The 25876-nt window shown below is 55.6% G+C and carries 28 protein-coding genes and 5 tRNA genes; all 33 read left to right on the plus strand.

The window, feature by feature from the left end; all coding sequences use genetic code 11:
- Positions 1–710: 710 nt before the first annotated feature.
- The 33 genes from rsmD (at position 711) to rplX (ending at position 25866) form a co-directional block, all read left to right on the plus strand.
- On the plus strand, positions 711–1271 hold the full coding sequence (gene rsmD, locus H2Z84_RS16320) for a 16S rRNA (guanine(966)-N(2))-methyltransferase RsmD (protein ID WP_181836907.1): 561 nt from the start codon (positions 711–713) through the stop codon (positions 1269–1271).
- 99 nt (positions 1272–1370) lie between these two features.
- Entirely contained in the window at positions 1371–1622 is a 252-nt protein-coding gene (locus H2Z84_RS16325) for a YfhL family 4Fe-4S dicluster ferredoxin (protein WP_103524434.1), read from the plus strand.
- 139 nt (positions 1623–1761) lie between these two features.
- Positions 1762–1847 (plus strand) — tRNA-Tyr (locus tag H2Z84_RS16330).
- Positions 1848–1900: 53 nt separating this feature from the next.
- Positions 1901–1974: transfer RNA gene (locus tag H2Z84_RS16335), tRNA-Gly, on the plus strand.
- Positions 1975–1995: 21 nt separating this feature from the next.
- Positions 1996–2070, plus strand: a tRNA-Thr gene (locus H2Z84_RS16340).
- A 39-nt stretch (positions 2071–2109) separates the two neighbouring features.
- Entirely contained in the window at positions 2110–3300 is a 1191-nt protein-coding gene (tuf, locus tag H2Z84_RS16345; RefSeq protein ID WP_181836908.1) for an elongation factor Tu, read from the plus strand.
- Positions 3301–3313: 13 nt separating this feature from the next.
- Positions 3314–3389: transfer RNA gene (locus H2Z84_RS16350), tRNA-Trp, on the plus strand.
- Positions 3390–3456: 67 nt separating this feature from the next.
- Positions 3457–3813, plus strand: a complete 357-nt coding sequence (secE, locus tag H2Z84_RS16355; RefSeq protein WP_124645614.1) for a preprotein translocase subunit SecE — start codon at positions 3457–3459, stop codon at positions 3811–3813.
- Positions 3813–4346, plus strand: a complete 534-nt coding sequence (nusG, locus tag H2Z84_RS16360) for a transcription termination/antitermination protein NusG (RefSeq protein ID WP_059287633.1) — start codon at positions 3813–3815, stop codon at positions 4344–4346. Before secE ends, nusG begins: the two co-directional genes overlap by 1 nt.
- 98 nt (positions 4347–4444) lie before the next feature.
- The gene (gene rplK, locus H2Z84_RS16365; protein WP_059287632.1) at positions 4445–4876 is read left to right on the plus strand and encodes a 50S ribosomal protein L11; all 432 of its coding nucleotides are present in this window, start codon (positions 4445–4447) and stop codon (positions 4874–4876) included.
- Entirely contained in the window at positions 4877–5572 is a 696-nt protein-coding gene (rplA, locus tag H2Z84_RS16370) for a 50S ribosomal protein L1 (protein ID WP_181836909.1), read from the plus strand. It abuts the gene before it with no gap.
- 177 nt (positions 5573–5749) lie between these two features.
- Positions 5750–5824, plus strand: a tRNA-Thr gene (locus H2Z84_RS16375).
- 92 nt (positions 5825–5916) lie between these two features.
- On the plus strand, positions 5917–6411 hold the full coding sequence (gene rplJ, locus H2Z84_RS16380; RefSeq protein WP_181836910.1) for a 50S ribosomal protein L10: 495 nt from the start codon (positions 5917–5919) through the stop codon (positions 6409–6411).
- 36 nt (positions 6412–6447) lie between these two features.
- Entirely contained in the window at positions 6448–6816 is a 369-nt protein-coding gene (gene rplL / locus H2Z84_RS16385; protein WP_059285903.1) for a 50S ribosomal protein L7/L12, read from the plus strand.
- A gap of 155 nt (positions 6817–6971) precedes the next feature.
- Positions 6972–11147, plus strand: coding sequence for a DNA-directed RNA polymerase subunit beta (rpoB, locus tag H2Z84_RS16390; protein ID WP_181836911.1), 4176 nt, complete (start codon positions 6972–6974; stop codon positions 11145–11147).
- Positions 11148–11203: 56 nt separating this feature from the next.
- Positions 11204–15397, plus strand: coding sequence for a DNA-directed RNA polymerase subunit beta' (gene rpoC, locus H2Z84_RS16395; RefSeq protein WP_103526093.1), 4194 nt, complete (start codon positions 11204–11206; stop codon positions 15395–15397).
- A 164-nt stretch (positions 15398–15561) separates the two neighbouring features.
- Positions 15562–15933, plus strand: coding sequence for a 30S ribosomal protein S12 (gene rpsL / locus H2Z84_RS16400; RefSeq protein WP_059285905.1), 372 nt, complete (start codon positions 15562–15564; stop codon positions 15931–15933).
- Positions 15934–16031: 98 nt separating this feature from the next.
- On the plus strand, positions 16032–16502 hold the full coding sequence (rpsG, locus tag H2Z84_RS16405; protein ID WP_103526094.1) for a 30S ribosomal protein S7: 471 nt from the start codon (positions 16032–16034) through the stop codon (positions 16500–16502).
- 27 nt (positions 16503–16529) lie between these two features.
- Positions 16530–18629, plus strand: a complete 2100-nt coding sequence (gene fusA, locus H2Z84_RS16410) for an elongation factor G (RefSeq protein ID WP_181836912.1) — start codon at positions 16530–16532, stop codon at positions 18627–18629.
- 75 nt (positions 18630–18704) lie between these two features.
- Positions 18705–19895, plus strand: coding sequence for an elongation factor Tu (gene tuf, locus H2Z84_RS16415; RefSeq protein ID WP_181836908.1), 1191 nt, complete (start codon positions 18705–18707; stop codon positions 19893–19895).
- A gap of 14 nt (positions 19896–19909) precedes the next feature.
- Positions 19910–20221 (plus strand): 30S ribosomal protein S10, encoded by a 312-nt coding sequence (rpsJ, locus tag H2Z84_RS16420; RefSeq protein ID WP_017507377.1) that lies wholly within the window; start codon positions 19910–19912, stop codon positions 20219–20221.
- A 144-nt stretch (positions 20222–20365) separates the two neighbouring features.
- Entirely contained in the window at positions 20366–21010 is a 645-nt protein-coding gene (gene rplC, locus H2Z84_RS16425) for a 50S ribosomal protein L3 (RefSeq protein WP_181836913.1), read from the plus strand.
- A complete protein-coding gene (rplD, locus tag H2Z84_RS16430) occupies positions 21010–21630 on the plus strand; it encodes a 50S ribosomal protein L4 (protein ID WP_059287127.1) in 621 nt (206 codons plus the stop codon). Before rplC ends, rplD begins: the two co-directional genes overlap by 1 nt.
- On the plus strand, positions 21621–21935 hold the full coding sequence (rplW, locus tag H2Z84_RS16435; RefSeq protein ID WP_197077176.1) for a 50S ribosomal protein L23: 315 nt from the start codon (positions 21621–21623) through the stop codon (positions 21933–21935). Before rplD ends, rplW begins: the two co-directional genes overlap by 10 nt.
- Before the next feature lie 11 nt (positions 21936–21946).
- Positions 21947–22780, plus strand: coding sequence for a 50S ribosomal protein L2 (rplB, locus tag H2Z84_RS16440; RefSeq protein ID WP_124644160.1), 834 nt, complete (start codon positions 21947–21949; stop codon positions 22778–22780).
- Positions 22781–22786: 6 nt separating this feature from the next.
- Positions 22787–23065 carry a 30S ribosomal protein S19 gene (gene rpsS / locus H2Z84_RS16445; protein WP_008955640.1) on the plus strand — a complete coding sequence of 93 codons (279 nt, stop codon included), beginning with the start codon at positions 22787–22789 and terminating at the stop codon, positions 23063–23065.
- A 9-nt stretch (positions 23066–23074) separates the two neighbouring features.
- Complete coding sequence (gene rplV, locus H2Z84_RS16450; RefSeq protein ID WP_045846869.1) at positions 23075–23404, plus strand: 50S ribosomal protein L22; 330 nt, start codon at positions 23075–23077, stop codon at positions 23402–23404.
- Positions 23405–23414: 10 nt separating this feature from the next.
- Complete coding sequence (rpsC, locus tag H2Z84_RS16455; protein ID WP_045846870.1) at positions 23415–24116, plus strand: 30S ribosomal protein S3; 702 nt, start codon at positions 23415–23417, stop codon at positions 24114–24116.
- Positions 24100–24516: a 50S ribosomal protein L16 gene (rplP, locus tag H2Z84_RS16460; RefSeq protein WP_045846871.1), complete on the plus strand. Its 417-nt coding sequence runs from the start codon at positions 24100–24102 to the stop codon at positions 24514–24516. Before rpsC ends, rplP begins: the two co-directional genes overlap by 17 nt.
- Positions 24516–24704: a 50S ribosomal protein L29 gene (gene rpmC, locus H2Z84_RS16465; RefSeq protein ID WP_021478360.1), complete on the plus strand. Its 189-nt coding sequence runs from the start codon at positions 24516–24518 to the stop codon at positions 24702–24704. Before rplP ends, rpmC begins: the two co-directional genes overlap by 1 nt.
- 1 nt (position 24705) lies before the next feature.
- The gene (gene rpsQ, locus H2Z84_RS16470; protein WP_045846872.1) at positions 24706–24969 is read left to right on the plus strand and encodes a 30S ribosomal protein S17; all 264 of its coding nucleotides are present in this window, start codon (positions 24706–24708) and stop codon (positions 24967–24969) included.
- A 204-nt stretch (positions 24970–25173) separates the two neighbouring features.
- On the plus strand, positions 25174–25542 hold the full coding sequence (rplN, locus tag H2Z84_RS16475; protein WP_043579386.1) for a 50S ribosomal protein L14: 369 nt from the start codon (positions 25174–25176) through the stop codon (positions 25540–25542).
- Positions 25543–25551: 9 nt separating this feature from the next.
- On the plus strand, positions 25552–25866 hold the full coding sequence (rplX, locus tag H2Z84_RS16480) for a 50S ribosomal protein L24 (protein WP_059287129.1): 315 nt from the start codon (positions 25552–25554) through the stop codon (positions 25864–25866).
- Positions 25867–25876 lie beyond the last annotated feature (10 nt).

Consider the following 25876-nt stretch of genomic DNA (forward strand, 5'->3'; position numbering starts at 1 on the left):
TGGCTAAATTGTATCCTTAAATCAGCAACAGGGCAGAAACGTTGGTGATGAAAGCCAGGGACAGGCAAATTAGCCATGGCCAATTGCGTTGGAGTTGCTGATCAGAAGGGTGATCTTCTTGGGCGGATTCAATAACGAATCACCATTCCCAGCTTACTCCACCGAGTATGTACTCAGTAGATTCGGCAAGAAGGCTGGCGGGAAGGGGCGTGGCCAGTGATCTGTCAGGCTTGACGAGTATAGTGGGTGGCCATAGAGCAGTGCGCTTTCAGATTGGCAGCTCGCAACCGCCCTGATTTCAGTCTGCTTGGCGGCTAGGATTGAAACTGCCCTGACGTGGCATGCAACTCCGGGCAGTTCTGCCATGGCAGGGCGATTTGGCTGCGTGTGCTTGAGCGGTATTGCAAAAGATGTGTGTGGGTGCGGGCACGATACATATATAGGGAATAGTGTGGTGCTGCCCGAGTGGCGCAGATCATGGTCGCGAGTCGCGAGTATCGTTTGGCCGAGGTAGAGCAAGCGCGGCGCTGTCGCGGAATATCAGCAGCGTGCGGTGGGCCGCAGCGCAGCCGCTTTGACGGCTCAGCCTGTTCCCCCTATAGACACTGTGACGACTGGTGCTACACCTTTAAGCGCCAATCTGCGCCAGATGCAGCAGGCCGGGCGGGAAAAGGGTAAACTCTCGCCCTTGAGTTTTTAGCCCAAGCGTCATGAATCAACAGCGAAACAAAGTCCGAATCATCGGCGGTCAGTACCGTCGTCGTTTGCTGCCCTTCCCCGATGCGGAAGGTTTGCGCCCAACACCCGATAGAGTGCGGGAGACCGTATTCAACTGGCTGGGCCAGGAGTTGCACGGCAAGCGCTGCCTCGACCTGTTTGCCGGCAGCGGTGCGCTCGGTTTCGAAGCGGCCTCGCGCGCAGCGACACGTGTGGTCATGGTGGAAAAATCGCGCAAGGTGGCGGAATCGCTCAAGGCCAATCGCCAGTTGCTGGCGGCGGCAGCCATCGAAGTCGTCCCGATGGATGCGTTGCTGTACCTGAAAAGCTGTCGAGAACAATTTGACATCATCTTCGCCGATCCGCCCTATGACTCAAGCTTGCTGCAGCAGGTATTGCCCTTGCTGCAGTCGCTGCTGGCTACTGACGGCGTATTGTATTTCGAAGCCAGACACTGGCCAGAAAGTTTGCCAGGCTGGCAGATCGTGAAGCAGGACAAGGCCGGCATGGTGCATTACGCGCTGGTCCGGCCGATTGCTGAAGAATCGCTGTAATACGTAGGCGGGTCGCCGCATAAAGATATAACGGGGCGAACTTGCGACCACGCTGTACGGATGACACAATCAATACTGTGAATACCTGAGGAAATTACTATGTCTCTCATGATTACCGACGAATGCATCAACTGCGACGTCTGTGAGCCGGAATGCCCGAACAATGCCATCTCGCAGGGTGAGGAGATCTATCAGATCGACCCCAATCTGTGCACGCAGTGCGTGGGCCACTATGACGAACCGCAGTGTCAGCAAGTCTGTCCGGTGGATTGCATCCCGCTGGATCCGGCTCATCCGGAAACCCAGGATGAACTGCATGCAAAGTACCTGATCATTTCCGGCAAAGCCTGAGTGAAGCTAAGTGCTTGATGCAAAAGACAGGGCCCCGCAGTTTGCGGGGCTTTGTTCTTTTTCTGGCAAAAATAATGAAAAAAAATGCAGTACAGGTGTTGACGAAGGAGGAGGGTATCTATACTATTCGGGTCTCTCAGGGGGGGTTACCCCAGCGGTCAACGGGTCCGGACTGTAAATCCGGCGGCTCAGCCTTCGAAGGTTCGAATCCTTCTCCCCCCACCAGAATTTTTTACGTCTTGGCGGCGTGTAGTTTGAAGGCCGTATAGTTGTTGCAGGCGGGTGTAGCTCAATGGTAGAGCAGAAGCCTTCCAAGCTTACGACGAGGGTTCGATTCCCTTCACCCGCTCCAAGCGTTAATGCCTGTTAAAGGGCCCATGTAGCTCAGGGGTAGAGCACTCCCTTGGTAAGGGAGAGGTCGGCAGTTCAATTCTGCCCATGGGCACCACCCATTTGTTTGTAGTTATTCAAATCAGGAAATTTTGCCATGGCTAAGGAAAAGTTCGAGCGGACCAAACCGCACGTAAACGTCGGCACCATCGGTCACGTTGACCATGGTAAGACCACCCTGACCGCAGCGATCACCACCATTCTGTCGAAGAAGTTCGGTGGCGAAGCCAAGGACTACTCCCAGATCGACAGCGCGCCGGAAGAAAAGGCACGTGGTATTACCATTAATACCGCTCACGTAGAATACGAAACCGAAGCACGTCACTACGCTCACGTAGACTGCCCGGGTCACGCCGACTACGTTAAGAACATGATTACCGGTGCAGCCCAGATGGACGGCGCTATTCTGGTATGTTCAGCTGCTGACGGCCCGATGCCGCAAACTCGCGAACACATCCTGCTGTCCCGTCAGGTTGGCGTACCGTTCATCATCGTTTACCTGAACAAGGCTGACCTGGTTGACGACGCTGAGCTGCTGGAACTGGTTGAAATGGAAGTGCGCGATCTGCTGTCTTCCTACGACTTCCCGGGCGATGACACTCCGGTGGTAATCGGTTCGGCTCGTCTGGCACTGGAAGGCGACCAATCCGAAATGGGCGAACCGTCCATCTTCCGCCTGGCCGATGCGCTGGACTCCTACATCCCGACTCCGGAACGTGCTGTTGACAAGCCGTTCCTGCTGCCGATCGAAGACGTATTCTCCATCTCCGGTCGTGGTACTGTAGTAACCGGTCGTGTAGAGCGTGGCATTGTTAAGGTTGGTGAAGAACTGGAAATCGTGGGCCTGAAGGCAACCGCGAAGACCACCTGCACCGGTGTTGAAATGTTCCGCAAGCTGCTGGATCAAGGTCAGGCTGGTGACAACGTAGGCGTTCTGCTGCGTGGTACTAAGCGTGAAGACGTAGAGCGTGGTCAGGTTCTGGCCAAGCCGGGCACGATCACCCCGCACACCAAGTTCGCTGCTTCGGTCTACGTACTGAGCAAGGACGAAGGCGGCCGTCACACCCCGTTCTTTGCTAACTACCGTCCGCAGTTCTACTTCCGTACTACCGACGTGACTGGTGCAGTAACCCTGTCCGAAGGCGTGGAAATGGTAATGCCGGGTGACAACGTGGAAATCACCGTAGAACTGATCGCTCCGATCGCTATGGAAGAAGGTCTGCGTTTCGCCATCCGTGAAGGCGGCCGTACTGTTGGCGCCGGCGTGGTAGCAAAAATTATTGCTTGATTAATAGGTTTATAGGCCAGTAGCTCAATTGGTAGAGTATCGGTCTCCAAAACCGAGGGTTGGGGGTTCGAGACCCTCCTGGCCTGCCAATTAAGACCAGCCGGCGCTTTGCGCCGGTTGGTCTTTTGTCGCATACGCGCAGAGAACATTCCACACATGGAAATGCAAGATAAACTCAAGCTGGCTCTGGCCGGTCTGCTGGTAGTGGCCGGTGTTGTTGGCTTCTACATGATTCCTGAAGATCAGGGTGTATTGCGCGCACTGGCATTCATTGCTGGCGTCGCGCTGGCGGCAGGTGCGGTGTGGTTGTCGCATCCGGGCAAGGATTTTGTTGCCTATGCCAATGACTCGCTGGTCGAGGCGCGCAAGGTCGTGTGGCCGACGCGCAAAGAAGCCATGCAAATGACCGGCATGGTTTTCGTCTTTGTTCTGGTATTGGCCCTGTTCATGTGGATGGTGGATTCGGGTCTGTCCTGGTTGTTTTACGATGTAATTCTTGGTCGAGGTAGATAATGGCAAAGCGCTGGTATGTTGTGCATGCTTATTCTGGTTTTGAGAAGAGTGTGCAGAAAGCGCTGCGTGAGCGCATCGAGCGTTCCGAGGTTGCTGACCTGTTTGGCCAGATCCTTGTTCCGGTCGAAGAGGTGGTGGACGTCAAGAACGGTCGCCGCTCCATTACCGAGCGCAAGTTCTTCCCCGGTTATGTGCTGGTTGAAATGGATATGACCGACGATACCTGGCACCTGGTGAAAAGTACTCCCAAGGTGACGGGTTTTGTTGGTGGTACGGCTAACCGCCCGGCGCCGATTTCCAAGAAGGAAGTCGAAGCCATCATGCAGCAGATGCAAGAGGGTGTGGAAAAGCCGAAGCCGAAAGTGCTGTTTGAAGTGGGTGAAAAGGTCCGTGTTATCGACGGCCCTTTCAATGACTTCAATGGTTCGGTGGATGAGGTCAATTACGAGCGCAACAAGTTGCGTGTGTCTGTGCAGATTTTTGGTCGCGATACGCCGGTTGAGCTGGAATTCAGTCAGGTAGAAAAGCTGTAATTCTGCTTGGCAGTTAGTTAGTAAGCGTATATACTGTTGCGCTTTCGTCCGGGAAGCGAGTGCACGCTCGCGCTATACCCATTTTAGGAGTTTTAAACGTGGCAAAGAAAATTGTCGGCTATGTAAAGCTGCAAGTGCCCGCTGGTAAGGCTAACCCGTCTCCTCCGATCGGTCCGGCTCTTGGTCAGCGTGGTCTGAACATCATGGAATTCTGCAAGGCGTTCAACGCCCAGACCCAGGGCATCGAGCCGGGTCTGCCGATTCCGGTTGTGATCACTGCTTATGCAGACAAGTCCTTCACCTTCATCATGAAGACGCCCCCGGCGACCATTCTGTTGAAGAAGGCTGCTGGTATCAAGTCCGGCTCCGCCAAGCCGCATACCGACAAGGTAGGCAAGGTAAGCCGTGCTCAGCTGGAAGAAATCGCCAAGACCAAGCAGCCGGATCTGACCGCTGCTGATCTGGATGCTGCTGTACGCACCATCGCCGGCTCCGCCCGCTCGATGGGTCTTGAAGTGGAGGGTGTGTAAATGGCCAAGATTTCCAAGCGCCTGCAAACCCTGAAGGCAACTGTTGATCGCAACAAGCTGTACGCTGTTGAAGAAGCAATTGCTCTGGTTAAGACTGCAGCTACTGCCAAGTTTGATGAGTCGATCGATATCGCCATCAATCTGGGTGTTGATCCGCGTAAATCCGACCAAGTCGTTCGTGGTTCGGTTGTGCTGCCGCGTGGTACTGGTAAGTCGGTACGCGTTGCTGTATTTGCTCAAGGCGCCAACGCCGAAGCCGCCAAGGCTGCCGGTGCTGAAGTTGTCGGTTTCGACGACCTAGCCGAGCAAGTCAAGGCCGGTAACCTGAACTTCGACGTTGTAATTGCTTCCCCGGATGCAATGCGCGTTGTTGGTCAGCTGGGTCAGATCCTTGGTCCGCGTGGTCTGATGCCGAACCCGAAGGTTGGTACTGTTACCCCGAACGTTGCCGAAGCCGTGAAGAACGCCAAGGCCGGTCAGGTTCAATACCGTACCGACAAGGCAGGTATCATTCACGCCACCATCGGTCGCGCTTCTTTCGAAGCCGATGCGCTGCGTGAAAACTTCGCCGCACTGGTTGATGCCCTGGTGAAAGCCAAGCCGGCAGCTTCCAAGGGCGTGTATCTGAAGAAGATCGCCGTATCCAGCACCATGGGTATTGGCGCTCGTGTAGATACCAGCTCGATCAGCGCCTAAGCTGACGCGAGTGAGGCAGGGCGGCTTGCCGCCTTGCCATTGGCTTTGGGCTGGCAAGCTTGCTTGCCGGATTGTCAAAGACCGTAGGTGCCGCAAGGCTTAATCGCAAGCCACTGCCCAGTGGTCTGTATCCTACGCAGATGGTGTACCCGAAAGTAGGCTTCTGAAGAGTTCAGGGCTCATGTAGCTCAGGGGTAGAGCACTCCCTTGGTAAGGGAGAGGTCGGCGGTTCAATTCCGCCCATGAGCACCAGTTTCCCTTCTCTATGTTGTCTCCTGATACAGGTCGCCGCTGCAAAGCGGAGCAGAAATTTTTCTGCTTCATTTCAGTCTAGGAGGTAGACCTTGAGTCTCAATATCGAAGATAAAAAGGCAGTCGTCGCTGCTGTAGCTGCCGAGCTGGCCGCTGCTCAGACCCTCGTCATCGCCGAATATCGGGGCATCGAGGTAAGCAGCATGACCAAGCTGCGCGCTCAGGCGCGTGAGCAAGGCGTTTACCTGCGCGTTCTGAAGAACACGCTGGTACGCCGTGCGGTAGCTGGTACCCAATTCGAAGCGCTGGCCGAACAAATGGTTGGCCCGCTCGTTTACGGTATCTCTACTGATCCGGTTGCTGCTGCCAAGGTGCTGCATCAATTTGCCAAGGCTGACGACAAGATCATCGTCAAGGCAGGTTCTTACAATGGCGACGTGCTGAATGCTGCTCAGGTTGCTGAGCTGGCTTCCATCCCGAGCCGTGAAGAACTGCTGTCCAAGCTTCTCTACGTTATGCAGGCTCCGGTCGCAGGCTTCGCCCGCGCACTGGCAGCACTGGCAGAGAAGCAAGCCGAAGCCGCTTAACTTATTTGATTCTTATAGAATTCAGGAGATTTTTACATGGCAATCACCAAAGAAGACATCCTCGAAGCCGTTGCTGGTCTGACCGTAATGGAACTGAACGACCTGGTTAAGGCGTTCGAAGAGAAGTTCGGCGTTTCCGCTGCTGCCGTTGCCGTTGCTGGCCCGGCTGCTGGTGCCGCTGCTGTTGAAGAAAAGACCGAGTTTGACGTTGTTCTGAACGCCGCTGGCGACAACAAGGTAAACGTGATCAAGGTTGTTCGTGCTATCACCGGTCTGGGCCTGAAAGAAGCCAAGGACATGGTTGACGGCGCTCCGAAGACCGTGAAAGAAGCCGTTTCCAAGGCTGAAGCTGAAGAAGTTCTGAAGCAACTGACCGAAGCCGGTGCCAAGGCTGAAATCAAATAATCTTCTTTGAAAAAAGAAGGTGAGGCTGGCGGAGAAATCCGCCAGCCTTATTGCGCTTGTAATTGGCCGAAACAAAGATAGTAAAAGCCAGCAATTACCCGGCGTGGCTGCTGACTTTTGGTTTCTTGCGCCACTACCACCTCGATGGAGACTCTATGAGTTATTCGTTTACTGAGAAGAAGCGTATTCGTAAGAGCTTTGCGAAACGCGCCAGTGTTCTCGATGTCCCATTCCTGTTGGCGACCCAGATTGATTCTTATGCCGATTTCCTGCAACTGGGTGTACCGCTAGATCAGCGCAAGGATGCTGGTCTGCAAGCCGCGTTCAAGTCGATCTTCCCGATCAACAGCCATAATGGCTATGCGCGTCTTGATTTTGCTCACTACATCCTTGGCGAGCCGCCGTTTGACGTGCAGGAATGTCAGCTGCGTGGCATTACCTATGCAGCTCCGTTGCGTGCCCGTATTCGTCTGACCATCCTGGACAAAGAGTCGTCCAAGCCGGTGGTAAAAGAAGTGCGCGAGAATGAAGTGTACATGGGCGAAATTCCGCTCATGACCACCAATGGTTCTTTCATCATCAACGGTACCGAACGCGTTATCGTTTCCCAGTTGCACCGTTCCCCGGGCGTGTTCTTCGAGCACGACCGCGGCAAGACCCACTCCTCTGGCAAGCTGCTGTTCTCCGCCCGCGTGATTCCTTACCGCGGTTCCTGGCTGGACTTCGAGTTTGACCCGAAAGACCTGCTGTACTTCCGTATCGACCGTCGCCGCAAGATGCCGGTGACCATCCTGCTGAAGGCGCTGGGTTACAGCAACGAACAAATCCTGTCCGAGTTCTACAGCTTCGACACCTTCTATCTGACCAAGACCGGCGTGTTCATGCGCGTGGTTCCTGAGCGTCTGAAGGGCGAAGTGGCCAAGTTCGATATCGTGGCTGCCGATGGCAAGCTGATCGTGGCCAAGGACAAGCGCATTACCGCCAAGCACATTCGCGACATCCAGACTGCACAGCTGGATCGTATTGAAGTGCCGGCTGACGTGCTGCTGGGCAAGGTGCTGTCGCACAATGTCACCAATGTGGATACTGGTGAAGTGCTGGCACGCGCCAATGAAGAAATCACCGAAGAGCTGCTGGCCAAGTTGGCACTGGCCGAGATCGAACAGGTGGAAGTGCTGTTCACCAACGATCTGGATCAGGGCGGTTATATCTCGCAGACCCTGCGTACCGACGACAGCCTGGACCGCCTGCAGGCGCGTGTGGCCATCTATCGCATGATGCGTCCTGGCGAACCGCCGACCGAAGATGCGGTGGAAGCCCTGTTCCAGCGTCTGTTCTTCAGCGAAGAAACCTACGATCTGTCGCGCGTAGGCCGCATGAAGTTCAGCTCGCGTACTTATCAGTACAAGTTCGATGAAAAGACCCCGGAGTGGTTCAAGTCGCTGATCGGTGAAAAATTCGCCCATCGTCGTGACGTGATGGAAGGCACGCTGTCGACTGAAGACATCGTTTCCGTCATTGCCATCCTGTGCGAACTGCGTAACGGCCGTGGCGAAGTCGATGACATCGACCATCTGGGTAACCGTCGCGTGCGTTCGGTTGGCGAACTGGCCGAAAACCAGTTCCGTGCCGGTCTGGTACGTGTTGAGCGTGCAGTGAAGGAACGCCTGAATCAGGCTGAGTCCGATAACCTGATGCCGCACGACCTGATCAATGCCAAGCCGGTGTCGGCTGCCATCAAGGAATTCTTTGGTTCCTCGCAGCTGTCGCAGTTCATGGACCAGACCAACCCGCTGTCGGAAATCACCCACAAGCGCCGTGTATCGGCTCTTGGCCCGGGTGGTCTGACCCGCGAGCGCGCCGGCTTCGAAGTGCGTGACGTACACCCGACCCACTATGGCCGTGTATGCCCGATCGAAACCCCGGAAGGTCCGAACATCGGCCTGATCAACTCGCTGTCCGTGTTTGCACGTACCAACGAGTTTGGTTTCCTGGAAACACCGTACCGCAAGGTGGTGGACAGCAAGGTTACCAACGAGATCGACTACCTGTCGGCGATTGAAGAAGGCCGTTACGTCATTGCTCAGGCCAACGCCGAGCTGGGAGAAGACGGTACCCTGATCGACGAACTGGTGACCTGCCGTGAAAAGGGCGAAACCATTCTGGCTACCCCGGACCGCGTGCAGTACATGGACGTGGCCACTGGTCAGGTGGTGTCGGTTGCCGCTTCGCTGATTCCCTTCCTGGAACACGATGACGCCAACCGTGCCTTGATGGGTGCCAACATGCAGCGTCAGGCCGTACCGTGCCTGCGCCCGGAAAAGCCGTTTGTCGGCACCGGTATCGAACGTTCGGTAGCCGTTGACTCCGGTACCACCGTGGTTGCCCGTCGTGGCGGCGTGGTGGACTACGTTGACGCCAGCCGTGTCGTGGTGCGTGTCAACGATGAAGAAGCCGTGGCTGGTGAAGTGGGTGTGGATATCTACAACCTCACCAAGTTCACCCGTTCCAACCAGAATACCAACATCAACCAGCGTCCGGTGGTGAAGGTGGGTGACAAGATCGCCAGCGGCGACGTGGTTGCCGATGGTGCTTCCACTGACCTGGGCGAACTGGCTCTGGGTCAGAACATGACCATCGCCTTCATGCCGTGGAATGGTTACAACTACGAAGACTCGATCCTGATCTCCGAGAAGCTGGTGGCAGAAGACCGCTACACCTCGATCCATATCGAAGAACTGTCGGTTGTCTCCCGTGACACCAAGCTGGGACCGGAAGAAATCACCCGTGATATTCCGAACCTGTCCGAGCGCATGGCTGGCCGTCTGGATGAAGCCGGTATTGTTTACATCGGTGCCGAAGTGGAAGCTGGTGACGTACTGGTGGGCAAGGTAACACCGAAGGGTGAAACCCAGCTGACGCCGGAAGAAAAGCTGCTGCGCGCCATCTTCGGTGAAAAAGCCTCCGATGTGAAGGATACCTCGCTGCGTGTTCCGACCGGCACCGTAGGTACCGTGATCGACGTACAGGTATTCACCCGCGAAGGTATCGAGCGTGACAAGCGCGCCCAGTCCATCATTGATGCCGAACTGAAGCGCTACCGTCTCGACCTGAACGACCAGCTGCGTATTTTCGAAAATGATGCCTTCAGCCGTATCGAACGTCTGATCCTGGGCAAGGTTGCCAATGGTGGTCCGAAGCGTCTGGCCAAGGGTACTGCCATCGACAACGAATACCTGGACAGCCTGCCGGTCAAGCACGACTGGTTCGACATCCGCATGGCTGATGAAGACATCGCCAAGCAGCTGGAACTGATCAAGGAAAGCCTGGTTCAGAAGCGCGAAGAATTCGACCTCAAGTTCGAAGACAAGAAGCGTAAACTGACCCAGGGCGATGAGCTGCCGCCTGGCGTGCAGAAGATGGTCAAGGTTTACCTGGCCGTGAAGCGTCGCCTGCAAGCCGGTGACAAGATGGCCGGTCGTCACGGTAACAAGGGTGTGGTTTCCCGTATCCTGCCGATCGAAGACATGCCTTATATGGGCGATGGCCGTCCGGTAGATATCGTGCTGAACCCGCTGGGCGTACCGTCGCGTATGAACATCGGTCAGATTCTGGAAGTGCATCTGGGTTGGGCTGCCAAGGGTATTGGCGAGCGTATCGATCGTATGATCAAGCAGCAGAAGGATGTGGCTGATGTCCGTGCCTATCTGGAGCAGCTATATAACGATACTGGCAAGACTGAAGATCTGGCCGGCCTGTCCGATGCCGAGATCCTGGATCTGGCCGACAACCTGCGCAAGGGCATGCCGTTTGCTACGCCGGTATTCGATGGCGCCAAGGAAACCGAGATCAAGCACATGCTGAATCTGGCTTACCCGAGCGGCGACGAACTAACCGAGCAGATGGGCTTTAACGAGTCCAAGACCCAGATGACCCTGTACGATGGCCGCTCCGGCGAAGCTTTCGACCGCAAGGTTACCGTGGGTGTGATGCACTACCTGAAGCTGCATCACCTGGTTGATGACAAGATGCACGCCCGTTCCACCGGCCCGTACTCCCTGGTTACCCAGCAGCCGCTGGGTGGTAAGGCGCAGTTCGGTGGCCAGCGTTTCGGTGAGATGGAAGTGTGGGCGCTGGAAGCTTATGGCGCCGCCTACACTCTGCAGGAAATGCTGACGGTGAAGTCCGACGACGTAACCGGCCGTACCAAAGTTTACGAAAACATCGTCAAGGGCGAACACAAGATTGACGCGGGCATGCCGGAATCCTTCAACGTGTTGGTGAAGGAAATCCGCTCGCTCGGCCTGGATATCGACCTGGAACGTTATTGATTGGGTGAGAAGGCGCGGCATCATGCCGCGCCTCCTGTCCCCTGACTGGAGACGCAATGAAAGCTCTGCTCGACCTCTTTAAGCAAGTAACGCAAGAAGAAGAGTTTGATGCGATTAAAATCGGCATCGCCTCACCCGACAAGATCCGTTCCTGGTCTTATGGTGAAGTTAAAAAGCCGGAAACCATCAACTATCGTACCTTCAAACCGGAACGCGACGGCCTGTTCTGCGCCCGCATTTTCGGACCGGTAAAAGACTACGAATGCCTGTGCGGCAAGTACAAGCGTCTGAAGCACCGTGGCGTGATCTGCGAAAAATGCGGCGTGGAAGTGACCTTGTCCAAGGTTCGCCGCGAACGCATGGGTCACATCGAACTGGCCAGCCCGACCGCGCACATCTGGTTCCTGAAGAGCCTGCCGTCTCGTTTGGGCATGGTGCTGGACATGACCCTGCGCGACATCGAACGCGTACTGTACTTCGAAGCATTTGTCGTGACCGACCCGGGCATGACCCCGTTGCAATACCGTCAGCTGCTGACCGAAGAAGACTTCCTGGACAAGGAAGACCAGTACGGCGAAGAGTTCGTCGCCATGATGGGTGCCGAAGCCGTACGCGAATTGCTCAAGCGTCTGAATCTGGATACCGAGATCGAGACCCTGCGTCGCGAGCTGGAAGCCACCAATTCCGATACCAAGATCAAGAAGATCGCCAAGCGCCTGAAGGTGCTGGAAGCCTTCCAGCGTTCCGGCATGAAGCCGGAATGGATGATTCTGGAAGTGCTGCCGGTGCTGCCGCCGGAACTGCGTCCGCTGGTACCGCTGGACGGTGGCCGTTTCGCCACCTCCGACCTGAACGATCTGTATCGCCGCGTCATTAACCGTAACAACCGCCTGAAGCGCCTGCTGGAGCTGCGTGCGCCGGACATCATCGTGCGCAACGAAAAGCGCATGCTGCAGGAATCGGTTGACTCGCTGCTGGACAACGGTCGTCGCGGCAAGGCCATGACTGGCGCCAACAAGCGTCCGTTGAAGTCGCTGGCTGACATGATCAAGGGTAAGGGCGGTCGCTTCCGTCAGAACTTGCTGGGTAAGCGCGTGGACTACTCCGGTCGTTCCGTGATTACCGTAGGTCCGACCCTGCGTCTGCACCAGTGCGGTCTGCCGAAAAAGATGGCGCTGGAACTGTTCAAGCCTTTCATCTTCCACAAGCTGGAAGTCATGGGCCTGGCCTCCACCATCAAGGCTGCCAAGAAGTTGGTCGAGCAGGAAGTGCCGGAAGTCTGGGACATCCTGGAAGACGTGATTCGCGAACATCCGGTGCTGCTGAACCGTGCGCCTACCCTGCACCGTTTGGGTATCCAGGCATTCGAGCCGGTACTGATCGAAGGCAAGGCCATCCAGCTGCACCCGCTGGTCTGCGCGGCATTCAACGCCGACTTTGACGGTGACCAGATGGCCGTTCACGTGCCGCTGTCGCTGGAAGCACAGATGGAAGCCCGCACCCTGATGCTGGCCACCAACAACGTGCTGTCGCCGGCCAACGGCGACCCGATCATCGTGCCGTCCCAGGATATCGTGCTGGGTCTGTACTACATGACTCGCGACAAGGTAAACGGCAAGGGCGAAGGCATGGTGTTTGCTGACACCAAGGAAGTGCATCGTGCCTACGAAACCCGTCAGGTCGAGCTGGCTACCCGCATTACTGTCCGCCTGAAAGAATGGGAAAAGGATGAGCAGGGCGAATTCCAGCCGGTGATCAAGCGCTACGACACCACTGTCGGTCGCGCCATCCTGTCTGACATCCTGCCGAAGGGCCTGCCGTTCGAGCACATCAACAAGGCGCTGAAGAAGAAAGAAATCTCCAAGCTGATCAACGTATCGTTCCGCCGTTGCGGCATTCGCGATACCGTGATCTTTGCCGACCAGTTGATGTACACCGGTTTTGCCTACTCCACCCGTGGCGGTATCTCGATTTGCGTGGACGACATGCAAATCCCGGGCAAGAAGGTCGAGCTGCTGGGCGAAGCCCAGAAAGAAGTCAAAGAGATCGAAGAGCAGTACCGTCAAGGTCTGGTTACCCAGGGCGAACGCTACAACAAGGTTGTGGATATCTGGGGCCGTACCGGCGACAAGATCGCCAAGGCCATGATGGACGAGCTGTCCAAGCAGAAGGTGCTGGATCGCGACGGTAAGGAAGTGGATCAGGAATCCTTCAACTCCATTTACATGATGGCCGACTCTGGTGCGCGGGGTTCCGCAGCACAGATCAAGCAGCTGGCCGGTATGCGGGGTTTGATGGCGAAGCCGGACGGTTCCATTATCGAAACGCCGATTACCGCCAACTTCCGTGAAGGTCTGACGGTTCTGCAGTACTTCATCTCTACGCACGGTGCCCGTAAGGGTCTGGCGGATACGGCCTTGAAGACGGCTAACTCCGGTTACCTGACGCGTCGTCTGGTGGACGTGACCCAGGATCTGGTGGTGATCGAGGACGATTGCGGTACCAACAACGGCTTCGTGATGAAGGCGGTTCTGCAAGGCGGTGACGTGATCGAAGCCCTGCGTGACCGTATCCTGGGTCGCGTGACCGCGGTAGACGTGGTGGATCCGTCCACTGGCGAAACCGTTCTGGAAGCCGGCACCCTGCTGGACGAGCACATGGTTGATGTGATCGACAGCCTGGGTATCGATGAAGTCAAGGTTCGCACTGCCATTACCTGCGACACCCGCTATGGTCTGTGTGCCAAGTGCTACGGTCGCGACCTGGCACGCGGCAAGCGTGTCAATGCCGGCGAAGCTGTTGGTGTGATTGCAGCCCAGTCGATTGGTGAGCCGGGTACCCAGCTGACCATGCGTACCTTCCACATTGGTGGTGCCGCATCGCGAAATGCTGCTGCCAGCCAGGTAGAAGGCAAGTCGAACGGTACCGTACGCTTCTCCAGCCAGATGCGTTATGTCGCCAACTCCAAGGGCGAGCTGATCGTGATCACCCGTTCCGGCGAGGTGGTGATCCATGACGATATGGGCCGCGAGCGCGAACGTCACAAAGTACCGTACGGTGCCACGCTGATGGTGACCGACGGTCTGGTGATCAAGGCTGGTGCAGTCCTGGCAACCTGGGACCCGCATACCCGCCCGATCATTACCGAATACGCTGGCCGCGTGAAGTTCGAAAACGTGGAAGAGGGCAATACCGTTGCCAAGCAGACCGACGAAGTGACCGGTCTGTCCACCCTGGTGGTGATCGATCCGAAGCGTCGTGCCGGTTCGCAGTCGAAGATGCTGCGTCCGCTGGTGAAGCTGCTGGACGAAAACGGCCTGGAAGTGAAGCTGGCGGGTTCCGATGCCTCGGTATCCATTACCTTCCAGGTTGGCGCCATCATTACCGTGCGTGACGGTCAGGATGTGGGCAAGGGTGAGGTACTGGCCCGTATCCCGCAGGAATCCTCCAAGACCCGCGATATTACCGGTGGTCTGCCGCGTGTGGCCGAGCTGTTCGAAGCCCGTTCGCCGAAGGATGCCGGCATGCTGGCCGAGGTGACCGGTACCGTATCGTTCGGTAAGGACACCAAGGGCAAGCAGCGTCTGATCATTACCGATCTCGAGGGTAGCGGTTACGAAAACCTGATCCCGAAAGACAAGCACGTACTGGTGCACGATGGTCAGGTGGTGAACCGTGGTGAATCCATTGTCGACGGTCCGGTTGATCCGCACGACATCCTGCGTCTGCAGGGTATCGAGGCGCTGGCCCGCTACATCGTGCAGGAAGTGCAGGAAGTGTACCGTCTGCAGGGCGTGAAGATTAACGACAAGCACATCGAGGTGATCATTCGCCAGATGCTGCGTCGTGTCATCATCTCCGACAGCGGCGACACCGAGTTCATCCAGGGCGAGCAGGTAGAACGCGCCGATGTACTGGAAATGAACGACAAGATGCTGGCGGAAGGCAAGGAACCGGCGCAGTACGAAAACGTACTGCTGGGTATTACCAAGGCATCCTTGTCCACCGATTCCTTCATCTCGGCGGCTTCCTTCCAGGAAACCACCCGCGTGCTGACCGAAGCAGCCATCATGGGCAAGAAAGATGATCTGCGCGGTCTGAAGGAGAACGTGATCGTGGGCCGTCTGATTCCGGCTGGTACCGGTCTGGCTTACCACCGTACCCGTCGTCGTCAAGGCCTGGGCTTGGACACTACGCACTCGCAACTGCTGGAAGAACAGCCAGTAGACGAAGTGGAAAACAACAGCTGATTTTGCTAAAACCAGCTGAGTGTTGAAAAAACGCTGCGCCATCAACGATTAACGTTGCGGGCGCAGCGTTTTTCATTTGACGGTAAGTGATTGACTAAAATATAATCCTCCGTCCTTCTGGAGACGTGTTGTCTGCAGAATGAATCAACTAGGAACTGATAGTAATGCCAACCATTAACCAACTCGTTCGCAAGGGCCGCACGGTCCTGACCGTGAACAGCAAGGTGCCTGCGCTGGAAGCCTGCCCGCAGAAGCGTGGCGTGTGCACCCGTGTTTACACCACCACCCCGAAAAAGCCGAACTCCGCTCTGCGTAAAGTGTGCAAGGTTCGTCTGACCAACGGCTTCGAAGTGATCTCCTACATCGGTGGTGAAGGCCACAACCTGCAGGAACACTCCGTAGTGCTGATCCGTGGCGGTCGTGTAAAAGACTTGCCGGGTGTGCGTTACCACACTGTGCGCGGTTCGCTGGATACCGCCGGTGTTAAAGACCGTAAGCAGTCCCGCTCTAAGTACGGTGCAAAGCGTCCTAAGTAATTGGGATGTACTAGCGGCGGCCTGAGGTCGTCGAGTAAGTGACTGCTTTTAATGGGTGGTCATGAGCCCAAGCTCAACTGAATATTGAAGGAAGTAACATGCCAAGACGCAGAGAAGTCCCCAAGCGCGAGATTCTGCCGGATCCGAAGTTCGGTTCCCAAGATCTGTCCAAGTTCATGAACGTAGTGATGATCGACGGCAAAAAAGCTGTTGCAGAACGCATCATCTACGGCGCACTGGCCCAGATCGAAAAGAAGACCGGCAAAAACGCACTGGAAGTGTTCAATAGCGCACTGACCAATGCCAAGCCGGTTGTAGAAGTAAAAAGCCGCCGTGTAGGTGGTGCTAACTATCAAGTTCCTGTTGAAGTTCGTCCGTCCCGTCGTATGGCTCTGGCTATGCGTTGGCTGCGTGACGCTGCGCGTAAGCGTGGCGAAAAGTCCATGGACCTGCGCCTGGCTGGTGAGCTGATCGACGCGGCCGAAGGTCGTGGCGGTGCCATGAAGAAGCGTGACGAAGTGCATCGTATGGCAGAAGCCAACAAGGCCTTCTCGCACTTCCGTTTCTAAGCTCAACCACACAATAAGGTGTAGATCGTGGCTAGAAAGACCCCCATTGAGCGCTACCGTAACATCGGTATCTCGGCTCACATTGACGCCGGTAAGACAACCACTACCGAGCGTATTCTGTTTTACACCGGTGTTAACCACAAAATCGGTGAAGTTCACGATGGCGCCGCCACCATGGACTGGATGGAGCAGGAGCAGGAACGTGGTATTACCATTACCTCTGCTGCCACCACCACCTACTGGAAGGGTATGGGCCTGCAGTACCCGGCTCACCACTTCAACATCATCGATACCCCGGGTCACGTGGACTTTACCATTGAGGTAGAGCGTTCCATGCGTGTACTGGACGGTGCCGTGATGGTTTACTGCGCTGTGGGCGGTGTTCAGCCCCAGTCGGAAACCGTATGGCGTCAGGCCAACAAGTACAAGGTTCCGCGTATCGCTTTCGTGAACAAGATGGACCGTCAAGGTGCCAACTTCTTCCGTGCGGTTGAACAGGTGAAGACTCGCCTGCGTGGCAACCCGGTACCTATCGTTGTGCCGATCGGTGCTGAAGACGGTTTCACCGGCGTGGTTGACCTGCTGAAGATGAAAGCCATCATCTGGGATGAAGCCTCGCAAGGCATGAAGTTCGAGTATGGCGATATCCCGGCCGACCTGGTTTCCGTGGCCGAAGAATGGCGCGAAAAGATGGTTGAAGCCGCTGCTGAAGTTAGCGACGAAATGATGGACAAGTACTTGGGCGGCGAAACGCTGACTGAGGAAGAAATCGTTGATGGTCTGCGTCAGCGTACCCTGCGTTGCGAAATTCAGCCGATGCTGTGCGGTTCCGCGTTCAAGAACAAGGGTGTTCAGCGCATGCTGGATGCCGTGATTGAACTGCTGCCTAGCCCACTCGACGTGCCGCCGGTTCCGGGCGAACTGGATGATGGCTCCCCGGTTACCCGTCAGGCTTCCGACGATGAGAGCTTCTCCGCTCTGGCCTTCAAGCTGATGAATGACCCGTACGTAGGTCAGCTGACCTTCTTCCGCGTTTACTCTGGTGTGGTGAAGTCCGGTGATACCGTACTGAACTCCGTTAAGGGTAAGAAGGAGCGTATCGGCCGTATCGTACAGATGCACGCCAACGACCGTAAGGAAATCGAAGAAGTACGCGCTGGTGACATCGCTGCTGCTATCGGCCTGAAGGAAGTGACCACCGGTGAAACCCTGTGCGCCGTTGATGCTCCGCTGATTCTGGAACGCATGGAGTTCCCGGATCCGGTGATTCACGTTGCCGTTGAGCCGAAGACCAAGGCTGACCAGGAAAAGATGGGCGTTGCCCTGAATCGCCTGGCCAAGGAAGACCCGTCTTTCCGCGTGCGTACTGACGAAGAATCCGGCCAAACCATTATTTCCGGTATGGGTGAACTGCACCTGGAAATTCTGGTTGATCGTATGCGTCGTGAGTTTGGTGTTGAAGCCAACGTGGGTGCTCCGCAGGTTGCCTACCGCGAAACCATTACCAAGACTGTTACCGACGTGCAAGGTAAGCACGCCAAGCAGTCCGGTGGTAAGGGTCAGTACGGTGATTGTACGATTACCCTGGAGCCGTCTGGCGAAGGTAATGGCTACAAGTTCATCGACGAGATCAAGGGTGGTGTGATTCCGCGTGAATTCATTCCGTCGGTTGACAAGGGTATCCGTAACTCGTTGAGCAACGGTATTCTGGCTGGCTTCCCGGTAGTTGACGTAACCGTACGTCTGACTTTCGGTTCCTACCACGATGTTGACTCCTCGCAAATCGCCTTCGAACTGGCCGGTTCTATCGCTTTCAAGGAAGCCATGCGCCGTGCCGGCCCGTGCATCCTCGAGCCGATGATGGCTGTTGAAGTTGAAACGCCGGAAGAGTACATGGGCGACGTGATGGGTGACCTGAACCGTCGTCGCGGCATCGTGCAAGGTATGGACGATGATGGTCTGGGTGGCAAGAAGATCAAGGCCGAAGTACCGCTGGCCGAGATGTTCGGTTACTCCACCGACCTGCGTTCCGCTACCCAGGGTCGTGCTACCTACTCCATGGAGTTCAAGCACTACTCTGAAGCGCCGAAGCATGTTGCTGAAGCCGTAATGGCCGCCAAGAAGTAATGCGCGCTGAAGCTGGCCGGAACCGGTTTCCGGTCAGCTCTGATCTAATGTTCTTTAATTAAGGATTTTTGCAAAATGGCAAAAGAAAAGTTTGAGCGGACCAAACCGCACGTAAACGTCGGCACCATCGGTCACGTTGACCATGGTAAGACCACCCTGACCGCAGCGATCACCACCATTCTGTCGAAGAAGTTCGGTGGCGAAGCCAAGGACTACTCCCAGATCGACAGCGCGCCGGAAGAAAAGGCACGTGGTATTACCATTAATACCGCTCACGTAGAATACGAAACCGAAGCACGTCACTACGCTCACGTAGACTGCCCGGGTCACGCCGACTACGTTAAGAACATGATTACCGGTGCAGCCCAGATGGACGGCGCTATTCTGGTATGTTCAGCTGCTGACGGCCCGATGCCGCAAACTCGCGAACACATCCTGCTGTCCCGTCAGGTTGGCGTACCGTTCATCATCGTTTACCTGAACAAGGCTGACCTGGTTGACGACGCTGAGCTGCTGGAACTGGTTGAAATGGAAGTGCGCGATCTGCTGTCTTCCTACGACTTCCCGGGCGATGACACTCCGGTGGTAATCGGTTCGGCTCGTCTGGCACTGGAAGGCGACCAATCCGAAATGGGCGAACCGTCCATCTTCCGCCTGGCCGATGCGCTGGACTCCTACATCCCGACTCCGGAACGTGCTGTTGACAAGCCGTTCCTGCTGCCGATCGAAGACGTATTCTCCATCTCCGGTCGTGGTACTGTAGTAACCGGTCGTGTAGAGCGTGGCATTGTTAAGGTTGGTGAAGAACTGGAAATCGTGGGCCTGAAGGCAACCGCGAAGACCACCTGCACCGGTGTTGAAATGTTCCGCAAGCTGCTGGATCAAGGTCAGGCTGGTGACAACGTAGGCGTTCTGCTGCGTGGTACTAAGCGTGAAGACGTAGAGCGTGGTCAGGTTCTGGCCAAGCCGGGCACGATCACCCCGCACACCAAGTTCGCTGCTTCGGTCTACGTACTGAGCAAGGACGAAGGCGGCCGTCACACCCCGTTCTTTGCTAACTACCGTCCGCAGTTCTACTTCCGTACTACCGACGTGACTGGTGCAGTAACCCTGTCCGAAGGCGTGGAAATGGTAATGCCGGGTGACAACGTGGAAATCACCGTAGAACTGATCGCTCCGATCGCTATGGAAGAAGGTCTGCGTTTCGCCATCCGTGAAGGCGGCCGTACTGTTGGCGCCGGCGTTGTTGCCAAAATCATCGCCTAATCGGAGCAGATAATATGCAAAGCCAGAAAATCCGCATCCGCCTGAAGGCCTTCGATTACAACCTGATCGATCGCTCTGCCCAGGAGATCGTTGAAACCGCCAAGCGTACTGGTGCTGTTGTTAAGGGCCCGGTTCCGCTGCCGACCAAAATCGAGCGTTTCAACGTACTGCGTTCCCCGCACGTGAACAAGACTTCCCGCGATCAGCTGGAAATCCGTACTCACCTGCGTCTGATGGACATCGTAGATCCGACCGACAAGACAGTTGATGCTCTGATGAAGCTCGACCTGCCGGCCGGTGTGGATGTGGAAATCAAGCTGCAGTAATGACTGGAAACCTAGTAATTGTGAGCTAAGTGCTTGCGATTGCTAAATTTCTTGTGATACATTAGCGGACTCGCAATTTTGCGAGTCCGCTTTTGTTTTTGTATGCCGGTCAATCGTAATCGGCGCCTGCAAAAGGAAATAAACATGAGTTTAGGTCTTGTCGGTCGCAAAGTCGGCATGACCCGCATTTTTGCTGAAGACGGTGCATCCGTCCCGGTAACTGTGCTGGACATGTCTGCTAATCGCGTCACACAAATCAAAACCGCTGAAGTTGATGGCTACTCCGCCGTTCAAGTAACCTTCGGCACCCGTAAGGCAAACCGCGTTAATAAGGCGGCTGCCGGTCACTTCGCTAAAGCTGGCGTTGAAGCAGGTCTGGGTCTGAACGAATTCGTTCTGTCCGCAGAAGCTCTCTCCGCTCTGAAGCCGGGTGATGCATTGTCCGTTGAAATCTTTGCCGTAGGCCAACTGGTTGATGTAACCGGTACCTCCAAGGGTAAGGGCTTCTCCGGTGTGATCAAGCGTCACAACTTCTCTTCCAACCGTGCTTCCCATGGTAACTCGCGTTCGCATAACACGCCGGGTTCCATCGGTCAGGCTCAGGATCCGGGTCGTATTTTCCCGGGTAAGCGCATGGCTGGTCAGTACGGCAACGTCAAGAGCACTGTTCAGTGCCTGGAAGTTGTTCGTGTTGATGCCGAGCGTCAGCTGCTTCTGGTTAAGGGTGCCGTTCCTGGCGCCAAGAACGGCGACGTAGTCGTTCGTCCTAGCGTGAAGGCAGGTGCGTGATGGAATTGAAAGTAATCAATAGCCAAGGTCAGGCTGCTGGCAGCCTGCAGGCATCCGAGACTCTGTTCGGTCGCGAATACAACGAAGCTCTGGTTCACCAGGTTGTGACTGCATTCCTGGCGAATGCTCGCAGCGGTAACCGTGCCCAGCTGACTCGTGCTGAAGTACACCACTCCACCAAGAAGCCGTTCAAGCAAAAGGGCACTGGTAACGCACGTGCCGGTATGACTTCTACTCCGAACCGTCGTGGTGGTGGTCGTGCTTTCCCGAATAGCCCGGACGAGAATTTCTCGCAGAAGGTTAACCGCAAGATGTTCCGCGCTGGTATGGCAGCTATTCTGTCCCAGCTGGTTCGCGACGAACGTCTGGTTGTGGTTGATTCGCTGTCGGTTGAATCGCCGAAAACCAAGGAATTCGTAGGTGTGGTTAAGTCCATGGGTCTGGAACAGGCTCTGTTCATTACCCGTGAACTGGACGAAAACCTCTATCTGTCTTCGCGCAATCTGCCGAACGTGCTGGTGATCGAAGCACAACAAGCTGACCCGTACAGCCTGCTGCGTTTCAAGAAGATCGTCATCACTCGTGAGGCGGTGCAGCATCTGGAGGAGCAGTGGGCATGAATCAAGAACGTCTGTTGCAAGTAATTCTGGCCCCGGTTGTTTCCGAAAAGAGCACCATGGTTGCTGAGAAGCATCAGCAAGTTGTATTCCGTGTTGCTACCGATGCTACCAAGCCGGAGATCAAGGCTGCGGTTGAAATGCTGTTCAATGTAAAAGTTGAAGGCGTATCCACCGTTAACGTCAAGGGCAAAGTAAAACGCTTTGGCCGTACCTTTGGCCGTCGTAAAGACTGGAAAAAGGCTTACGTTAGCCTGGTTCAGGGTCAGGAAATCGATCTGACCGCCACCCCGGCCGCTGCGGAGTAAGGAGATAGAGCATGCCTATCGTTAAAGTAAAACCGACTTCCGCGGGTCGTCGTGCAGTTGTCAAGGTGGTTCACCCTGATCTGCATAAAGGCGCTCCGCACGCCGCTCTGGTAGAGAAAAAATCTTCCACTGCTGGCCGTAATAACAATGGCCGTATCACTACCCGTCACATGGGTGGTGGTCACAAGAAACATTACCGTCTGGTCGACTTCCGTCGCAATAAGGATGGCATCCCGGCTAAAGTGGAACGCATCGAATACGATCCGAACCGCACCGCCCACATTGCCCTCCTGTGCTACGCCGATGGCGAACGCCGCTACATCATCGCTCCGCGCGGTGTGAAGCCGGGTGCTGTTCTGCTGTCCGGTGCTGAGGCTCCGATCAAGGCTGGTAATACTCTGCCGATCCGTAACATCCCGGTGGGTACTACTATCCACTGCGTTGAGCTGCAACCTGGCAAGGGCGCCCAGATGGTTCGTTCCGCTGGTGGTTCTGCCATGCTGCTCGCTCGCGAAGGCGTTTACGCTCAGCTGCGTCTGCGTTCCGGCGAAATCCGTCTGGTGCATGTCGATTGCCGTGCGACTGTTGGCGAAGTGAGCAACGAAGAGCATTCCCTGCGCAAGCTGGGTAAGGCTGGTGCTAGTCGCTGGCGTGGTATTCGTCCGACCGTTCGCGGTACGGCGATGAACCCGGTCGATCACCCGCATGGTGGTGGTGAAGGCCGTACTGGTGAAGGCCGTGTGCCGGTTAGCCCATGGGGCACTCCGACTAAGGGCTTCCGTACCCGTCGCAACAAGCGTACCGACAATATGATCGTACGCCGTCGCTATTCTACTAAAGGGTAATTGACAATGGCACGTTCGCAGAAAAAAGGCCCGTTCGTTGATCTGCACCTTCTGAAGAAGGTCGACGCGGCGCGTGCAACCAGTGACAAACGTCCGATCAAAACCTGGTCGCGTCGTTCGACCGTCCTGCCGGACTTCATTGGTTTGACCATCGCGGTTCACAACGGTCGCACCCATGTGCCTGTTTATGTTTCCGAAAACATGGTCGGTCATAAACTGGGCGAATTCTCGCTGACTCGTACCTTCAAAGGCCACGCGGCCGATAAGAAGGCGAAGAAGAGATAAGGTGAAGCGATGAGAGTATCTGCAAATCTGAAAAGCGTCCGCCTGTCGGCACAAAAGTGCCGCCTGGTGGCCGATCTGATCCGCGGTCAATCCGTTGGTCAGGCTTTGAATATCCTGGCCTTCTCCCCGAAGAAGGGCGCGGTTATTGTGAAGAAAGTGCTGGAATCTGCCATCGCTAACGCCGAGCACAACGAAGGCGCTGACATTGACACCCTGCGTGTCACCAGCATCTTTGTTGACAAAGGCGCTAGTCTGAAGCGTTTCACTGCCCGTGCTAAGGGTCGTGGTAATCGCATCGAAAAGCAGACCTGCCACATCTCGTTGACCGTTGGCAATTAAGGGGTAAGAAATGGGTCAGAAGATTCATCCGACGGGATTCCGTCTTGCCGTTAACAAAAACTGGTCTTCCAAGTGGTTCGCCAATTCGAAGAATTTCCCGGAAATGCTCATGCAAGACCTGGAAGTTCGCGAATACCTGAAGAAGCGCCTGGGTCATGCGGCTGTTGGTCGTGTCACCATCGAGCGTCCGGCCAAGTCCGCACGCATTACCATTCACAGCGCCCGTCCGGGTGTGGTGATTGGTAAAAAAGGTGAGGACATCGAAGTTCTGAAGCGCGAACTGCAAGCTCGTCTGGGCGTGCCGGTTCACGTGAATATCGAAGAAGTTCGCAAGCCGGAACTGGACGCGCAAATCATCGCCGACGGTATCGCTTCGCAGCTGGAAAAGCGTGTGATGTTCCGTCGTGCCATGAAGCGTTCCATGCAGAACGCCATGCGCATGGGCGCCCAGGGCATCAAGATCATGTCCTCCGGCCGTCTGAACGGTATCGATATCGCTCGTAGCGAATGGTATCGCGAAGGCCGCGTGCCGCTGCATACCCTGCGTGCCGATGTTGACTACGCTACCTCTGAAGCCAAGACTACCTACGGTATCATTGGCATCAAGGTATGGGTTTACAAAGGTGAGCTGAAGCCGGGTCAAGTAGCGCCGGCTCCGGTTGCGACCGAGAAGAAAACGAGAAAGGGCCCACGCAATGCTGCAGCCAACTAGACTCAAGTACCGTAAACAGCATAAAGGCCGCAACACTGGTATCGCTACCCGTGGTAACAAGGTGAGCTTTGGTGATTTCGGTTTGAAGGCTGTTGGTCGCGGTCGTCTGACTGCACGTCAGATCGAAGCGGCCCGTCGTGCCATGACTCGTCACATCAAGCGTGGCGGTCGTATCTGGATCCGTATTTTCCCGGACAAGCCGATTACTTCCAAGCCTGCTGAAGTACGTATGGGTGGGGGTAAGGGTTCTCCGGAATACTACGTGGCCGAAATCCAGCCTGGCAAGATGCTGTACGAAATGGACGGTGTTAACGAGGAACTCGCTCGTGAAGCTTTCCGTCTGGCCGCAGCCAAGTTGCCGATCGCCACTGTGTTTGTAACTAGACAGGTAGGTCAGTAATGAAAGCGTCCGAACTGAAAGCCAAAACTGTTGACGAGCTGAAAGTGGAACTGCTGAGCCTCCTGAAGGCCCAGTTTGCCCTGCGCATGCAGCACGCTACTCAGCAACTCGCCAAGACCTCTGAACTGAAGAAAGTGCGTCGCGATATCGCTCGTGTACGTACCGTTCTGAAAGAAAAGGCAGTTTAAGATGAGCGAAACCAAAGTTGTACGTACGCTGACCGGCACTGTCGTCAGCGACAAGATGGATAAGACTGTAACCGTTCTGGTCGAGCGCAAGGTTAAGCACCCGATCTACGGTAAAATTATCCGTCGTTCCAAGAAGTTCCACGCACACGACGAGAACAACGAGTTCAAGGCCGGTGACATCGTAGTAATTAGCGAGTCCCGTCCCCTCTCGAAGACCAAATCGTGGGTGGTAACTGCCCTGGTAGAGAAATCTCGCCAGGTATAAGACTTGCAAGGGGCGAAAGTCCCTTGTATAATGGCCATCTTCTTATCCGTGTCGGATAGGAATTCCGCCCTTACGGGGTCCAAAACTGGCCGTTTGACACGCCACAGTCTTGCTGTGGCGTTTCGTCTGTTTGGTCTTGCTCTTATGCGAGAAACCGGCAGGTGAAAGTGACGGATAAAGTTGGATTAGAAAGGTAATCATCAAATGATCCAAATGCAGACCATGCTTGAGGTCGCTGACAATACCGGTGCGCGTCACGTTATGTGCATCAAGGTGTTGGGCGGTTCCAAGCGTCGCTATGCAAGCGTTGGCGACATCATCAAGGTGAGCATCAAGGATGCTGCTCCGCGCGGTCGCGTCAAAAAAGGCGACGTGTACAACGCAGTAGTAGTACGCACTGCCAAGGGCGTGCGTCGTCCGGACGGCTCGTTGATCAAGTTTGATAGCAACGCTGCCGTTCTGCTCAACAACAAGCTTGAGCCGATTGGCACTCGCATCTTCGGGCCCGTGACGCGTGAACTGCGTACCGAGCGCTTCATGAAGATCGTGTCGCTTGCTCCTGAAGTGCTGTAAGGAGGTCGCATGCGCAAAATTCGTAAAGGTGATGAAGTCGTAGTAATCACCGGTAAAGACAAGGGTAAACGCGGCACCGTTCTGCGTGTTCTGGAAGAGAAACTGGTTGTTGAAGGCGTGAACATCGCCAAGAAACACCAGAAGCCGAATCCGGTCCGTGGTGTTGCTGGTGGTATCGTCGAAAAGATCATGCCTGTTGACGCTTCCAACGTCGCTATTTTCAATCCGGCTAGCCAAAAGGCTGACCGCGTAGGCTTCAAGACTCTTGAAGACGGCCGCAAGGTACGCGTGTTCAAGTCCAACGGCGAAGTTATCGGCGCGTAAGGAAAAGCAA

This window comes from Aquitalea aquatica (assembly GCF_013911085.1).
GTDB classification, from domain to species: Bacteria; Pseudomonadota; Gammaproteobacteria; order Burkholderiales; family Chromobacteriaceae; genus Aquitalea; species Aquitalea aquatica.